Below are 14,101 nucleotides of genomic sequence, written 5' to 3'. Positions count from 1 at the left end.
AATCCGCAACATCGTCGCCAGTGCGTACGGCTGCCGACCTGGCCGCCCCGACACTGGATAGTGCGGCGCGATCAGGGCAAGCAGTTGCTGCCACGGAACAACCTGCTCCATCTCGGCAAGAAAGATCTCGCGCCGGGTCTGCTTACGCTTGCCCAAGCCCTCAGCGTCACCGAACGTCAGCTGCATGGATGAATCCTCTACATAAGGCGATAGTGTCGCGCATCTGCGGTGAGTTGATCAGACCTTCCCTAGAACGTGGCTGGCGCTCTCCCTCGCGCCAGGACAGCAACAATTCCGTCACCGCCAGGTCGGCGCGGACGGTGGTGCGCAGCAGATCGCGGGTGCGGTTGGCAGCGTCGAACCAGGTCGCAAGCTTGTGCAACCGCGATGGATCGGTCAAGCCGGCCGATGCCTGTGCCAACGCCAGATCGGCGGCATGGCGCAGGCGCTGGTCGGCCTGGCCATCGTTGGTCCAACGCTGCGCGACATCGACCGCACCGGCGCGTCCATTGGCGATCTGCTCCAGATCCTGCGCAACCGCACGCCGGACGGCCAGGCCATCTTCGCGCAACCACTGCGCGGCCAGACCGGGGTGGCCGCGCGCGGCGTCCAGTGCTTCCTGTGCGGCGCGCTCGCTCACCCCTTGCGAGAGCAACCAGGCCAGCGCCTCGTGCGCAGGCGGCAGCTTGAATTCCAGGCGCTGGCAGCGGCTGCGGATGGTCGCCGGCAGACGCGCTGGCTGCGCGCTGATCAACCACAGGTAGCGCCCCGGCGACGGCTCTTCCAGGGTCTTGAGCAAGGCATTGCAGGCCGAGCGATTGATCGCATCGGCCGGGTCGACGATCACGACCTGGGCAATGCCGTACTGCGGGGTCAGCGCGAGCTTCTGCGAAATCTCGCGCACCTGCTCGATGACGATCTCGGTACGCAGCTTGTCGCCGGTGCGATTGGGAATGAACGAGACCAGTTGCAGGTCCGGATGGGTACCGGCGGCAATCAGCTGGCGCGTGCGCTGCGCCAGTGCCGGGTCTGGCGAGCTGGCCAGGACGTGCTCGGCAAGGGCCAGGGCGACGGCACACTTGCCCAGACCTTCCGGGCCGCAGATCAGCAACCCATGTCCAAGGCGCCCCGCATCCAGTGCAGCCACGGTTTGGTCGAAGGCGCGCTGCTGCCAGGGCGAAAATGCGGCGGTCATGGCGTGGGCTCCGTCTGCGGCGTGCTCGGCAGCCGGCGGCGCTGCAGATAGCGCGCCACCGCTGCGTTATGTTCGGCCAATGTGGCCGAGAACGCGTGCGCCCCGGTGCCATCGCCCACCGCCACGAAATACAGCGCCTCGCCGGGCGCCGGCCGCACCGCCGCCAGCAGCGCCTCGCGGCCCGGCATGGCGATCGGCGTCGGCGTCAGGCCGGTACGGGTATAGGTGTTGTACGGCGTATCGGTGGTCAGGTCGCGGCGACGGATATTGCCGTCGTAGCTGCTGCCGATACCGTAGATCACGGTGGGGTCGGTCTGCAGCTTCATGCCCAGCTGCAAGCGGCGCAGGAACACCCCGGCGATGAGCGGGCGCTCGGAGGCCAGGGCCGTTTCCTTTTCGATGATCGAGGCCAGGATCAATGCCTGCTCCGGCGAGGCGAGTGGCAGGTTCGGGGCGCGCTGCTCCCAGGCCTGCGCCAATGCCTTGTCCATGGCCGCATGCGCGCGCTTGAGTACATCGATATCGCTGTCGCCACGCTGGTACACATAGGTTTCCGGCAGGAAGCGCCCTTCCGGATGCTGCTTGGCAACCCCCAGCCGGGCCATCAGTGCCGCATCATCCAGCGCATCGATGGAATGTTGCAGCGGCGTGGCGGTCGCCAGTGCGGCGCGCAGCTGACGGAAATTCCAGCCTTCCACGATCGTGAAGCGGTACTGGATCACCCGCCCCTGGCGCATGCGCGTCAGCAGTTCACGCGGCGACAGCGCTGGCGACAGCGCGTACTCGCCCACCTTGAGCTTGCCGGCCGCATCGACCTGGCGCGCCAGCAGTTGCCATTCCAGCTCGGTGCCCTGCGCCAGGCCGGCAGCGCGCAGTTTGCGCAATGTGGCCTTGAGCGAATCGCCGGGCGCAATCACCACGCTGGGCGCACTCGCAGGCACGGGAGTATCGGCGAAGTGCAGGTAATGCCGCCACGCCACCACGGCGGCAATCGCCAGCAGCGCTGCGAGCAGCACTCCCGTGCCCAGCACGGCCAGACATCCGCGTTTGCCAGTCACCGCCACACCCACCTCGTCATTGCCGCTGCGCCGCGCAGGATACCGCGCGCCGGTGATGTCCCGTTGAAGCGCTCATGTCTGCTCGATCGCACGCAACACGCCACGCGCCTTGGCGCGGGTTTCGTCCAGCTCGCGCTGCGGATCCGAATCCACCACGATCCCGGCACCGGTGCGGAAATGCACCTGGTGACCGGCCACCTCGGCGGTGCGGATCAGGATATTCAGATCCATGTCGCCATCGCGATTGAGCCAGCCGAACGCGCCGGTATAGGCCCCGCGCGCCGTCTGTTCGAGCTCGGCGATGACCTGCATGCAGCGTACCTTCGGGCAACCGGTAATGGTGCCACCGGGAAACACCGCGGCAATCACCTCACCGGGCGTTACCCCGGCGCGCAGACGCCCGCGCACGTTGCTGACGATGTGATGCACATGCGCATAGCTCTCCACGCACATCAACTCGTCTACCTCCACGGTACCCGGCGCGCAGATGCGGCCCAGGTCGTTGCGCTCCAGATCGATCAGCATCACGTGCTCGGCGCGTTCCTTCGGATGCCCCACCAGCTCCCGGATACGTGCGGCATCGTCGTCCCCGGCAAACCGCGCGCGGGTGCCGGCGATCGGGCGCGTCTGCACCACATCGCCCTGTACCGAGACCAGGCGCTCGGGCGAGGAACTGGCCACTGCACGCCCGGCGGCAACGAACAGGCCGGCAAACGGCGCCGGATTGGCCGCACGCAGGCGCGCATGCAACGCGGCCGGATCGACCGCCGCAGCGAATGCCGCCTGCCAGGCGCGCGAGATATTGGCCTGGAAGACATCGCCGGCACGCAGGTAATCGAGCACGCGCTCCACTGCCGCGGTAAAGCGCTCGGGGGCCTCTTCGTCCACCGCAAGCGGCCCGGCCCAGGCAGGCAGCGGCGGCAATGCAGCGCAGGCAGCAAGGTCGTCGCCGATCTGCTGCAACAACTCCTCGCGACCCGGCTCTGCCAGCGCCACGCAGCGCCCGTGCAGGCGATCGCGCAGCACCGCTGCCGGCGCGCGCAGGGCCAGCGCGGTGGGCACGCCATCGCGGCGCATGGGCAGTTGCAGAATCGGCTCGACCTGCGCGGCAAGTTCGTAATCCAGCAGCACCGCCCAACCGCCGCGAAACGGCCATGGGCTCGCCGCATCGTGCGGCACGCGCTCGGCCTGCCAGGCGGCATCCAGCGCCGCCAGAAAGCCGCCCTCCAGCACCTGCCCAGCGCCATCGCGCGTACATCCGTCCGGATCCAGCCGCAGGCATGGCCCATCTGCCAGCAGCAGCACATCCCAGCGACCGTGCTCGGTGCCCGAAGCGCTGGACTCGAGCAGGGCCGGATAGCGTTGCGGTGACAGCCGATGCAGCGCCAGCAGGTCGATGTCCGCGTGCAGTGATCGGGTAAGCGTCATCGGTCCGGCATGGCGTGAGGTACGGACGCGCCGCTGCCGTACGCAGCGCGCGAGGAGTGGATCAATGATTGATCGCAGGATTGAATACCAACCCGCCAGCCGGCAGGGCATGCGGCAGCCAGGCAGGTCGCGCGCCGATGACGGCCACGCGACCGATGTGGGGTCAAACGCGCTTGAACACCAGCGTACCGTTGGTGCCGCCAAAGCCGAAGCCATTGGACATGACCGCATCCACCTGCACCTCGCGCGCCACGCTCGGCACATAGTCCAGGTCGCAGCCTTCGCTTGGCTCTTCCAGGTTGATGGTCGGCGGGATGATGCCGGTGTGCAGCGCCATCACCGAGAAGATCGCTTCCACACCGCCGGCCGCGCCGAGCAGATGCCCGGTCATCGACTTGGTCGAACTCACCATGGTCTTGTAGGCGTGATCGCCCAGCGCGCGCTTCATCGCCATGGTTTCGGCCAGATCGCCCAGCGGCGTGGAGGTGCCGTGCGCGTTGAGGTATCCGATCTGCTCGGGGTTGAGCTTGGCGTCGCGCATCGCCGCCACCATGCTGCGCGCCGCGCCCTCGCCGTCTTCGCTCGGGGCGGTCATGTGGTACGCATCGGAACTGGCGCCGAAGCCGACCAGCTCGGCATAGATGCGTGCGCCACGCGCCTTGGCGTGTTCGTACTCTTCCAGCACCAGCACACCGGCGCCGTCGCCCAGCACGAAGCCATCGCGCTGCTTGTCCCACGGCCGCGAGGCGCCGGCCGGGTCGTCGTTACGCGTGGACATCGCTTTCATCGCGCAAAAGCCGCCCACCGAACTCGGCGACGAACCGCGCTCGGCACCGCCAGCCAGCATCACATCGGCATCGCCGTGCTGGATCATGCGCATCGCGGTGCCGATCGAATGGTTGGACGTGGCGCAGGCCGATACCGCCGAGAACGTCGGGCCTTTCAGGCCTTTGATCAGGCTCACCTGGCCGGGCAGCATGTTGATGATGGTGCTGGGCACATAGAACGGCGAAATCTTGCGCGCGCCACCCTCATGGAATTTGATGGTCTGCTCTTCGATGCCGAGCAGCCCGCCGATGCCGGAGCCGAGAATGGCGCCCACGCGTTCGGCATTGCTTTCGTCGATTTCCAGTCCGGAATCGTCCAGCGCCATGAACGAGGCGCCGACACCGTAGTGGATGAACGAATCCATCTTCTTGACGTCCTTGGCGGACACAAAAAGCGTGGGGTCGAAATTCTTGATTTCACCGGCGATCTTGGTGGTGAACTGCGAGGCATCGATCTGCGTGATCGGGCCAATGCCCGAGCGGCCGTGGACGATTCCGTCCCAGCTGGTGGCCAGATCATTGCCCAGCGGCGACACCATGCCCATGCCGGTAACGACAACACGACGACTCATTGCAGATCTCCTCACCACGGAACGGACGGTGCTTGGGGTTTGCGGGTGACACTTGAAAAACACAGGGCCGCATCAGCGGCCCCATGGAATGTCTGATGCGGCAGCGGCTCGATGCACGCCGCCACGATCAGGAACAACGCATCAGCTCTTGACGTGAGCCTTGACGTAGTCGATCGCCTGCTGCACCGAGGTGATCTTCTCGGCCTCTTCGTCCGGGATCTCGCACTCGAACTCTTCTTCCAGCGCCATCACCAGCTCGACGGTGTCCAGCGAGTCGGCACCCAGATCATCGACGAACGATGCGCTGGTGGTGACTTCCTCTTCCTTGACGCCGAGTTGTTCGACGACGATTTTCTTGACGCGTTCTTCGATGGTGCTCATTGGGGATATCGCTCCAGCTGGAGTAGTGGTGGTTCGAGTTTTAGGATCCCCGCACACGGATGTGCGGTGCTCCTGTGAGGGACTCACAAAACGCCATCGGCGCTGCGATGGCCGCGTTGGATAGTGTAGTGGAAGCGACCGGGCCTTGCATTGCATCACAACTCCCGGCCGATCAGCCACTTAGCGCCTCCCGGCGCCACACGCTTACGGCATGTACATGCCACCGTTGACGTGCAGGGTCTCACCGGTGATGTAGCGGGCCGTCGGGCCGGCCAGAAACGCCACCGCATTGGCGATGTCTTCCGGCTCGCCCAGATGACCCAGCGCAATCTGCTCCAGCAAGGCGGTCCTGGCCTCGTCCGGCAGCGCCTTGGTCATGTCGGTATCGATGAAACCGGGCGCCACCACATTCACGGTCACCCCGCGCGAGCCGATTTCCTTGGCCAGCGATTTGGAGAACGCGATGATGCCGGCCTTGGCGGCGGCATAGTTGGTCTGCCCAGGATTACCGGTCACACCCACGACCGAGGCGATATTGATGATGCGGCCCTTGCGCGCCTTCATCATGCCGCGCATGACCGCCTTGGAAGTGCGGAACACGCTGGTCAGGTTGGTGTCGATGATCGCCTGCCAGTCGTCGTCCTTCATCCGCATCAACAGGTTGTCGCGGGTGATGCCGGCGTTGTTGACCAGGATCGAGATGGCGCCGAACTCCTTGCCGATGGCATCGATCAGGCCATCGACCGCAGCCGCGTCGGTGACGTTCAGTTCACGACCGTGTCCGCCGTGGGCGGCCAGACGCTCGCCGATCGCCGCAGCGCCGGAAGCCGAGGTGGCGGTGCCGATGACCGTGGCGCCGTGGGCGGCCAGGGTATCGGCAATGGCCGCACCGATGCCGCGACTGGCGCCGGTGACGAGGGCGATTTCGCCCTGCAGGGGCTTGCTCATGATTGCTGTTCCTCGATGGGGGACGCCGCAACCGTGGCCGCGAACGTCGAGGGATGCCGGCACGACCAGCAGCGGCGTTGGATCAGTGCGCCCACGCGTCGAGCGCGCCGGCATAGTCGGCGGGCGTTGCCAGCGGCCGCGCATCCAGGCGCTTGTCGATGCGCTTGATCAGCCCGCTCAGCACCTTGCCCGGGCCGCATTCGGCAATGCGGGTGATGCCCTGGCTGGCGAACGCCTGCACGCAGCCGGTCCATTGCACCGGCAGGTAGAGCTGTTCCACCAGGGCCTGGCGGATGGCGGTGTTGCCCTCATGTACGCGCGCGTCCACGTTCTGCACCACCGGAATCTGCGGGGCGTGCCAGGTCAGCCCGGCCATCGCCTCGCCGAGCTGATTGGCGGCTTCGCGCATCAGCGGGGTGTGCGAGGGCACGCTCACTGCCAGCTTGACCGCCTTGCGCACGCCGCGCTCGGCCAGCAGCCCCAGCGCGCGCTCCACCGCCGCAGCGTGGCCGCCGATCACGATCTGACCGGGCGAATTGAAATTGGCCGGCACCACGACCTCGCTGCCGGACGCCTGGGCACAGACCTCCTGCACTACCGCGTCTTCGGCGCCCAGCACTGCAGCCATCGCGCCAACGCCCGCCGGTGCCGCAGCCTGCATGAACTGGCCGCGCAACCGCACCAGATGCGCGCCGTCGTGCAGCGACAAGGCGCCGGCCGCGACCAGCGCGGTGTATTCGCCCAAGCTGTGTCCCGCCAGCAGCGCCGGACGCTGTCCGCGCTGGGCAGTCCACAGCCGCCACACCGCCACGCCCGCAGCCAGCAAAGCGGGCTGGGTGTATTCGGTGCGATTGAGCATTTCTTCCGGGCCGCCCTGGGACAGCGCCCACAAATCGACGCCAGCGCCCTCGGAGGCTTCGGCGAACGTTTCGCGAATCTGCGGGTGCAGTTCGGACAGTTCCGCCAGCATGCCTAAGGACTGCGAGCCCTGGCCGGGAAACACGAAAGCGAGAGTGGATTCGGTCACGCGTTGCTGCCTACAAAAATCGAGCCGGGATCATACGTGCGAAATCGCCCCGGCGTCTGTACTGCCGCGTATGCAGAAGGCCACGCGAATGTGTCGCGACGTCGAAAAACCGCACACCGGGCTTGGTCGGGCCGGGCGCACAACGGCAGCAGTTACGCTGACGCGCCGCCGTTCCGGTTCGATAGTGAAAGCGCTGCCTGCCAAGGCGGCGCACCAGCGCCGGCAAGCCAGCAAGGAAGTGAAGGGTCGGGCGCACCCGGTGCTGCCACCTGCGCTTCGTCTAGCCTGGCAGCGGGAATGCCGCCGCTTGTCCATGCAGCACCCCGTCCTCATCGACGAGTTGCCAGACCACACCTTCGGCGATCTGGAAGCGCGAACCATCTTTCGCGATCCGCACACCCGCGTAGTCCCTGACGACGCCATCGCGGGTGACCGCATCGAGTAAACGCTGACGTTCCGCTCGTTCCGGCAATTCTGCCGATAGCCGCGAAGGCATGCCAACGAACTCGCCCCACCTGTAGCCGAAAACGCGCTGTGCCGCCTGGTTCGCATAGACAAACCGCGGGTCTGCAGCGGTATCGTGCGCAAGAAGCGCAAACGGCGCATCGTGATACAGCCAATCGGGCTCGATCTGCCGATCTGCGACCAGCGGGCGGCCTGCAAACCGCTGGTAACTGCCGGTGAGCAAGGCGACGAAGACAGGATCGTGGGCGGGGTGCATGCGCTGAATTTACTTGCCGGCCGGCTTGTCCGAGGCGCTAGCCCGCAAACTGGTCGCATTGAGCGAATCACGCGACCTAAAAGCGGGCGCTGACCTTGGCGGAATTCAAGCGCCCCGAAAACGCACACAGGGCCCCAGGAGGCAAGGTTGCCCCCACAGCAAGGGAAGACGAGTGTCACCGCCATGCACGAATCCGCCTGAGTGGACGTGCACGTCCACTTTGGCGCAAGAAGCAGAAACGTCAGTAGCGCAGCAGCGCCGAGCCCCAGGTAAACCCGCCGCCGAAGGCTTCCAGCAACAACAACTGGCCGCGCTGCACGCGACCGGAGCGCACCGCTTCGTCCAGCGCCAGCGGCACCGAGGCAGACGACGTGTTGCCATGGCGATCTACGGTGACGACCACCTGCTCCATCGGCAACTCCAGCCGCTTGGCAGTGGCTTCGATGATGCGCAGGTTGGCCTGATGCGGAATCAGCCAATCCAGGTCGTGCTTGTCATAGCCACTGGCCGCCAGGGTCTCATCGACCACCGAGTCCAGCGCCTTGACCGCATACTTGAAGACGTCGTTGCCCTTCATCAGCAATGCACCGCCGCCATTCTTGCCTTCGCCGAATCCCACAGAGACCCCCACCGGGTCCCACAGCAGTTCTTTCTTGCTGCCATCGGCGTGCAAATGGGTGCTGAGGATGCCGGTCTCTTCGTCGGCCTTGAGGACCACCGCGCCGGCGCCGTCGCCGAACAGCACGCAGGTGGTGCGATCGGTCCAGTCGACGATACGGGTCAGGGTTTCTGCGCCAACCACCAGCACGGTCTTGGCGTCGCCACTGCGCACGAACTTGTCGGCCACGCTAAGCGCGTAGACAAAACCCGAGCAGGCAGCGTTGACGTCCATCGCACCGCAACCGATGTTACCCAGTCGGGCCTGCAACAAGCAGGCGGTCGACGGAAAGATCAGGTCCGGGGTGGTGGTGCCGATGACGATCAGATCGATCTCATCGGCGGTCACACCGGCCGCCTCCATCGCCTTCAGCGAGGCGAAATACGCCAGATCGCTGGTGGTCTGGTCGTCGGCGACGATGTGACGTTCACGGATGCCAGTGCGCGAGAAGATCCATTCATCGCTGGTGTCGACGATCTTCGACATGTCGTCGTTGGTCAACACCTTTTCGGGCAAATAACTACCCGTGCCCGCGATTCTGGAATAGATCCGCTTGCTCATACTGTTCCCTGTTGCAAGAGCCGCGGTGACCGGCGGCTCCGGAAGAAGCGAGGGTCACCCGGCCGCATCGAAGGCGGCGGGCGCCACGGATCAATCTTCTTGGACGGCCGACGACTTGGTCGTGATCACTTTCTTGCCGCGGTAGTAACCGTCAGCGGTGATGTGGTGGCGCAGATGGATCTCGCCGCTGGTCGGGTCGGTCGACAGCTGCTTGGCGGTCAGGGCATCGTGCGAACGACGCTGGCCGCGGCGGGACGGGGTGACACGGGATTTCTGCACAGCCATGGGATTGCTCCAAACCTTAGTTCGATAACTTGTCTGTTGAGTCGAACAGCACGCTCTACGCCCGCGTCGACCTGTCTTACCGCCCTTAACAGCGGCGGTTACTGTTTCTTCAACGCTGCCAGCGCCGCGAACGGACTGGCCTTGTCTTGCTCTTCCTGGGTCGGAACCCATTCGGCATCGATCGCTTCGCTACCCGGCGCCACCGGCACCACTGGCACAGAGAGCACCAGCTCGTCCTCGATCATGTCGACGGCCCGCAGCATGCCATCTTCCGGCACCAGCAACGCTTCGTACTCGGCCGGCAATGCAGCTTCGTCGGCCTCGTCACGGATCAAACCAAGACGCTGTCTGATTTGCACCGGATACAGGAAGCGTTGCAGGCTGCGCTGGCAGGCCAGCGGAAGCTCCACATCGATACTGAGTTCGACATAGGCGACCTTGAGCAGAGGGTCTTGATCGAATTGAAGCGAATAGACACATTCGCCGTCGGTATCGACAAGGCTTCCCTGCAGACGGGTCATCGCAGATAGCGGGATGCGGCCATCGAAGCGCCTGCGCGCTGCGACCATCCGCCAAGCATCCAGCATTTCGGGCACGTTCGCGGACATAAGCCGCAGAATGTTAAAGACCCGCGGCAGCCCTGTCAAATGACCCAATTCATGCGATTGCCGCACGGCCCGCAGGACGGCAGACTCCCCCTGCCCCCTCGCAGCGGCCCCCATGATGCCACGCCTGATCCTTGCTTCCACGTCTGTCTATCGGCGCGCGCTGCTCGGCCGCCTGCAGCTCGACTTCGACACCGTCCGGCCGGAGGTCGATGAGCAGGCACAGCCGGGCGAATCCCCGAGCGCACTGGCCAGCCGCCTGGCCGTGGAAAAAGCCGCCGCGGTGGCAGCCCGCTTCCCTGCTGCCTGGGTGATCGGCTCGGATCAGGTCGCCGACCTGGACGGCCAGGCGCTGGGCAAACCCGGCACGCGCGAGCGGGCCCGGATGCAGCTGACTGCCATGTCTGGCCAGACCGTGCGCTTCCATACCGCCGTCAGCCTGGTCGGCCCGGAGCGCCAGCTGCACGCGCTGGACCTGACCGAGGTGCAACTTCGCGCGCTGACGGTCGTCGAGATCGAACGCTACCTGGACGCCGAACCAGCCCTGGATTGCGCCGGCAGCTTCAAATGCGAAGGCCTCGGCATCAGCCTGTTCGACGCGATCCGCTCGGAAGATCCCACCGCCCTGGTGGGCCTGCCGATGATCGCGCTGGCAAGATTGCTGCGGCAGGCGGGATTCCAGATTCCCTGAGGCAAGCCACGGATCAGCACTGCGTGTTTGGCGAACCAATTTGTAGGGCCGCGCGTGGCCTGCTGGAACACGCGCGCTCTCGAATTCCAGCCACAACTGCGTGTCCCCGCAAACGCGCGCAGGCTGCCGGCTCGCACCTAACTTTCGGAGCGACGAACAACACGTAGCGTGCGGTCGCCATGTGGGTGTAGGCGGCGAGCAGGAACAGCAGTGCACGCGTGGCACATGCAACACCGAGCGGCGGACGCGTCCGCCTGGCGGTGAGCGCAGGCACTTTGTTGGCTGCTCTTAATTCGGTAGCGCCAGCTGACAGAACTGATACGGATAGACGGCCTGCCCCACCTGCGAGGACAGCGTGCGGCAACGCGCGGGATCCAATGTCAGCCCGTACGCTGCCAGACGCTGTTGCGCAGCCTCGCGCACGGCCTGATCTGCGGCTGCGATATCCAGCGCCTTGCCTTTGGGAATAGCCAGTACGCAGCGATCAGGCTGTGAGGTATCCAGTTCGGCACGCAGACCGCGTGCGACCAACCAGCGCAGCCGCGTGCAGCCCGGCTGACGCTCCCAGCCGAACTGCTGCGCCAGGTGATTCATGCGATCGATGCGCAATTGCTGCTTGTCACGCGCCGCCCCCAACATCGCGTAAAGCTGCGGTCGCTCGGCAATCAATGCACGCACGCGCTGTCGGTAGTGGTCGGTCTCGGAGATATTGGTGGCAACCCCGATGTAGCGCGCCTGCGACGGCAACAACGGCACGCGCCAGGATTGCGGTTCGTCGCCGACCAGCAACACACTGGACGCAGCGGGATCCCCGAGCACCGGCTGCTCCACCTGGAAGCTGTCGCGCGCCCAGGACTCATGCCCCCAGTCCTTCCAGCCGACCACCGCAACCAACGCGCATGCGCCGATCAACCAGGCGGCCTTGCGATTTGCGCGCGCGGCAAATGCATGCCGGCACACGATCCACAGCACCAGCGGCGCCAGCAGCTCCAGTACTACCAGATAGCGGTGGATGCTGAAAATCGCCTGCCATAGCGCATACGCCACGCCAAAGAACACCAGCAGCACGATGGCAGCGCGATCGACCGCGGCAGCACGCACCGGACGACGCACCAACGCACGCCCTGCAGCAATCGCCACCACCCCATACAGCACTGCCCAGCCCGCCTGCACCAGACCGAGATCGCCGATGCGCTGCGGCTTGAGCGTAAACAGCAGCGGCCAGATGAGCTGCTCGCCGATGGTGCGCGGCAACCAGCGCACATCAGCGATCGAGACAGGCTGGGCCAGCGGCGATTTGAACACGCCGTTGAACTGCGGAAACAGCGGGTTCCCCAGGTGCTGCCAGACCTGCCAATACCAAGGGCCAGCCACCAGCAACAGCACCAGCAGCGCAACGCCCGCCAGCACACTCAACGCGAGCACGCGCGAGCGCAGGTGGCCACCGTCGCACAGCACTGCCGGCACCAATGCCAATGCATACAACGCATTGGTGAGCTTGAGCGCCACCGCCAGGCCGATCAACGCACCGGCAACGGCCCACAGATGCACGACGTGCAAGCCATTGCGCGCCCTGAACTGCGCCAACAACACGACCGCCAATGCAGCCAGCACCGGAATTGCACTGGCTGTGTCCCCCATGGTGTTGCCGAGTTCGGACAGGAACACCGCACTGCACATTCCAGCCAACGCGAACAGCGGCACCCACTGCGCGCGGCGGGATTCATTCGACAATACCCGCCAGGCCAGCGCCGCCAGCGGGATGAAGACCAGCGCATGCAAACCACCGAGCAACGCACCGGCCACCGGCCCGGGCAGCTGCAGCATCAACCAGGCGTGCATCGCATCGAGCAGCGGGCTGAAATAGCTCTGCATCTGCGCTGGGGCCAGATCCGTGCCCAGCCGGTCGGTTGCCCAGGCATCGCCGATATAAAGATGGTAGTTGCGCAAATCCCAATTGGCGTCCTGCCCCAGGCCAAGCGACAGCAATGCCCCCAACAGCAGGACCGCGACCACTGCCGATGCGACCTGGCGCGGCGAATGAAACCCGAACCAGCGATCTGCCCAGCGCAACACACGCTGCCGCCGCGCAACAGGTGCAGAGCGCGCAATCGATGCCATCAGCGACGTTCCTTGTTGTCTTCTACCGCGACCAGCCTGCCGACGCCCGGCTCGGACAAATATGCCAGATGCTTGGCCTCCACCCGTCCACGCGTGACGGTATCCAGAATCAGACCGCAGGCCAGCAGCAGGAAGCCGAGCAGCATCAGCGCCACGCACAGAATTGCGGTGGGGAAGCGCGGCACCAGCCCGGTCTGGAAATAGGTCTCGAACAAGGGGATCGCCAGCACCACCGACAATGTGGCGCTGAGTACGAAGCCGATCGAAAAGAACAGTAACGGCCGCTCGGCCTTGAACAATTTGGCGATCGTGACGAGGATGCGCCAGCCATCGCGCCAGGTGTTCAACTTGCTTTGCGAGCCTTCCGGACGCACGCCATAGGCGGTTTCGACCTCGGCCACCGGCATGCGCAGCTGCAAGGCATGCACGGCCAGTTCGGTTTCGGTCTCGAAGCCCTGCGCGTGGGCGGCGAACGATTTGACGTAGCGCCGCGAGAACACCCGGTAGCCGGACAGCATGTCCTGGAAGCTGCGGCCGAACAGCAGCCCCGCGCAGCGCGTCAGCAACACGTTGCCCAACCGATGCCCCGGCCGATACGCGGCCTGCTGCTGATCGCGCCGCGCACCGACCACCATGTCCAGGCGCTCGTCGATCAGCTTGCGCACCAGCGCCGGCGCGGCGGCGGCATCGTAGGTGGCGTCGCCGTCGACCAACACGTAGATGTCGGCCTCGACATCGGCAAATCCACGCCGCACCACGTTGCCCTTGCCCTGCAATGCGACACGACAGACCCGCGCGCCTGCCGCTGCGGCGATCGCTGCGGTGGTATCGCTGGAATTGTTGTCCAGCACATGGATCACCGCACCCGGCAAAGCGGCAGAAAAATTGCCGACGACCGCAGCGACCGTCGCCGCTTCGTTGTGGCACGGCACCAGCACGGCAATTCGAATCCCGGGCACCGGCGCGGGATGGGCAACAGGCATGGCATCGGTCATCGCGTGATCTAAGGAAGGTCTGATCAAC

The 14,101-nt window shown here is 65.4% G+C and carries 13 protein-coding genes, 1 other RNA gene and 2 pseudogenes; 1 reads left to right on the top strand and 15 read right to left on the bottom strand.

Going from position 1 to position 14,101, the window contains the following annotated elements:
* The 12 genes and pseudogenes from J7367_RS20895 to J7367_RS20840 form a co-directional block, all read right to left on the bottom strand.
* Window positions 1-186, bottom strand: a pseudogene (locus J7367_RS20895) (IS5/IS1182 family transposase); the annotation flags it as partial.
* A 61-nt stretch (window positions 187-247) separates the two neighbouring features.
* Window positions 248-1,195: pseudogene (locus J7367_RS20890) on the bottom strand (DNA polymerase III subunit delta'); the annotation flags it as partial.
* Window positions 1,192-2,265, bottom strand: a complete 1,074-nt coding sequence (gene mltG / locus J7367_RS20885) for an endolytic transglycosylase MltG (RefSeq protein WP_007969011.1) — start codon at window positions 2,263-2,265, stop codon at window positions 1,192-1,194. The pseudogene J7367_RS20890 and the gene mltG, both read right to left, overlap by 4 nt.
* 60 nt (window positions 2,266-2,325) lie before the next feature.
* Window positions 2,326-3,681, bottom strand: a complete 1,356-nt coding sequence (locus J7367_RS20880) for an aminodeoxychorismate synthase component I (protein WP_022558474.1) — start codon at window positions 3,679-3,681, stop codon at window positions 2,326-2,328.
* A 163-nt stretch (window positions 3,682-3,844) separates the two neighbouring features.
* Entirely contained in the window at window positions 3,845-5,080 is a 1,236-nt protein-coding gene (gene fabF, locus J7367_RS20875) for a beta-ketoacyl-ACP synthase II (protein WP_057663081.1), read from the bottom strand.
* A 141-nt stretch (window positions 5,081-5,221) separates the two neighbouring features.
* Window positions 5,222-5,461: an acyl carrier protein gene (gene acpP / locus J7367_RS20870; RefSeq protein ID WP_002814322.1), complete on the bottom strand. Its 240-nt coding sequence runs from the start codon at window positions 5,459-5,461 to the stop codon at window positions 5,222-5,224.
* 204 nt (window positions 5,462-5,665) lie between these two features.
* The gene (gene fabG, locus J7367_RS20865) at window positions 5,666-6,409 is read right to left on the bottom strand and encodes a 3-oxoacyl-ACP reductase FabG (RefSeq protein WP_057663079.1); all 744 of its coding nucleotides are present in this window, start codon (window positions 6,407-6,409) and stop codon (window positions 5,666-5,668) included.
* Window positions 6,410-6,491: 82 nt separating this feature from the next.
* Complete coding sequence (fabD, locus tag J7367_RS20860) at window positions 6,492-7,436, bottom strand: ACP S-malonyltransferase (protein ID WP_057663076.1); 945 nt, start codon at window positions 7,434-7,436, stop codon at window positions 6,492-6,494.
* Between the two features lie 280 nt (window positions 7,437-7,716).
* Window positions 7,717-8,157, bottom strand: coding sequence for an MEKHLA domain-containing protein (locus tag J7367_RS20855; protein WP_057663073.1), 441 nt, complete (start codon window positions 8,155-8,157; stop codon window positions 7,717-7,719).
* Between the two features lie 241 nt (window positions 8,158-8,398).
* Window positions 8,399-9,376, bottom strand: coding sequence for a beta-ketoacyl-ACP synthase III (locus tag J7367_RS20850; protein WP_007969005.1), 978 nt, complete (start codon window positions 9,374-9,376; stop codon window positions 8,399-8,401).
* A 90-nt stretch (window positions 9,377-9,466) separates the two neighbouring features.
* Window positions 9,467-9,661 carry a 50S ribosomal protein L32 gene (gene rpmF / locus J7367_RS20845; protein ID WP_010368401.1) on the bottom strand — a complete coding sequence of 65 codons (195 nt, stop codon included), beginning with the start codon at window positions 9,659-9,661 and terminating at the stop codon, window positions 9,467-9,469.
* A 98-nt stretch (window positions 9,662-9,759) separates the two neighbouring features.
* The gene (locus J7367_RS20840; protein WP_007969004.1) at window positions 9,760-10,269 is read right to left on the bottom strand and encodes a YceD family protein; all 510 of its coding nucleotides are present in this window, start codon (window positions 10,267-10,269) and stop codon (window positions 9,760-9,762) included.
* Window positions 10,270-10,381: 112 nt separating this feature from the next.
* Here J7367_RS20840 and J7367_RS20835 point away from each other — a divergent pair, with 112 nt between their 5' ends.
* Window positions 10,382-10,957, top strand: coding sequence for a Maf family nucleotide pyrophosphatase (locus J7367_RS20835; RefSeq protein WP_042805908.1), 576 nt, complete (start codon window positions 10,382-10,384; stop codon window positions 10,955-10,957).
* Between the two features lie 151 nt (window positions 10,958-11,108).
* Here J7367_RS20835 and J7367_RS20830 read toward each other — a convergent pair.
* The 3 genes from J7367_RS20830 to J7367_RS20820 all read right to left on the bottom strand — a co-directional run bounded on the left by J7367_RS20830 (window position 11,109) and on the right by J7367_RS20820 (window position 14,073).
* Window positions 11,109-11,184, bottom strand: a non-coding RNA gene (locus J7367_RS20830) — sX9 sRNA.
* A 61-nt stretch (window positions 11,185-11,245) separates the two neighbouring features.
* Entirely contained in the window at window positions 11,246-13,078 is a 1,833-nt protein-coding gene (locus J7367_RS20825) for a hypothetical protein (RefSeq protein WP_081027948.1), read from the bottom strand.
* Window positions 13,078-14,073 (bottom strand): glycosyltransferase family 2 protein, encoded by a 996-nt coding sequence (locus J7367_RS20820; protein ID WP_057663070.1) that lies wholly within the window; start codon window positions 14,071-14,073, stop codon window positions 13,078-13,080. The genes J7367_RS20825 and J7367_RS20820 overlap by 1 nt, the downstream gene beginning before the upstream one ends.
* Between the last annotated feature and the right edge of the window lie 28 nt (window positions 14,074-14,101).

Source organism: Xanthomonas sp. D-36-1 (assembly GCF_017746155.1).
GTDB lineage: Bacteria > Pseudomonadota > Gammaproteobacteria > Xanthomonadales > Xanthomonadaceae > Xanthomonas > Xanthomonas cissicola.
The sequence above is the reverse complement of the archived record's forward strand: the minus strand, read 5'-3'. Positions and strand labels throughout refer to the sequence as shown.

Coding starts and splice junctions, on each gene's coding strand:
- J7367_RS20880 (WP_022558474.1), bottom strand. CDS start 3,681: ATGACGCTTACCCGATCACTGCACGCGGACATCGACCTGCTGGCGCTG.
- fabF (WP_057663081.1), bottom strand. CDS start 5,080: ATGAGTCGTCGTGTTGTCGTTACCGGCATGGGCATGGTGTCGCCGCTG.
- acpP (WP_002814322.1), bottom strand. CDS start 5,461: ATGAGCACCATCGAAGAACGCGTCAAGAAAATCGTCGTCGAACAACTC.
- fabG (WP_057663079.1), bottom strand. CDS start 6,409: ATGAGCAAGCCCCTGCAGGGCGAAATCGCCCTCGTCACCGGCGCCAGT.
- J7367_RS20855 (WP_057663073.1), bottom strand. CDS start 8,157: ATGCACCCCGCCCACGATCCTGTCTTCGTCGCCTTGCTCACCGGCAGT.
- J7367_RS20850 (WP_007969005.1), bottom strand. CDS start 9,376: ATGAGCAAGCGGATCTATTCCAGAATCGCGGGCACGGGTAGTTATTTG.
- rpmF (WP_010368401.1), bottom strand. CDS start 9,661: ATGGCTGTGCAGAAATCCCGTGTCACCCCGTCCCGCCGCGGCCAGCGT.
- J7367_RS20840 (WP_007969004.1), bottom strand. CDS start 10,269: ATGTCCGCGAACGTGCCCGAAATGCTGGATGCTTGGCGGATGGTCGCA.
- J7367_RS20835 (WP_042805908.1), top strand. CDS start 10,382: ATGATGCCACGCCTGATCCTTGCTTCCACGTCTGTCTATCGGCGCGCG.
- J7367_RS20825 (WP_081027948.1), bottom strand. CDS start 13,078: ATGGCATCGATTGCGCGCTCTGCACCTGTTGCGCGGCGGCAGCGTGTG.
- J7367_RS20820 (WP_057663070.1), bottom strand. CDS start 14,073: ATGACCGATGCCATGCCTGTTGCCCATCCCGCGCCGGTGCCCGGGATT.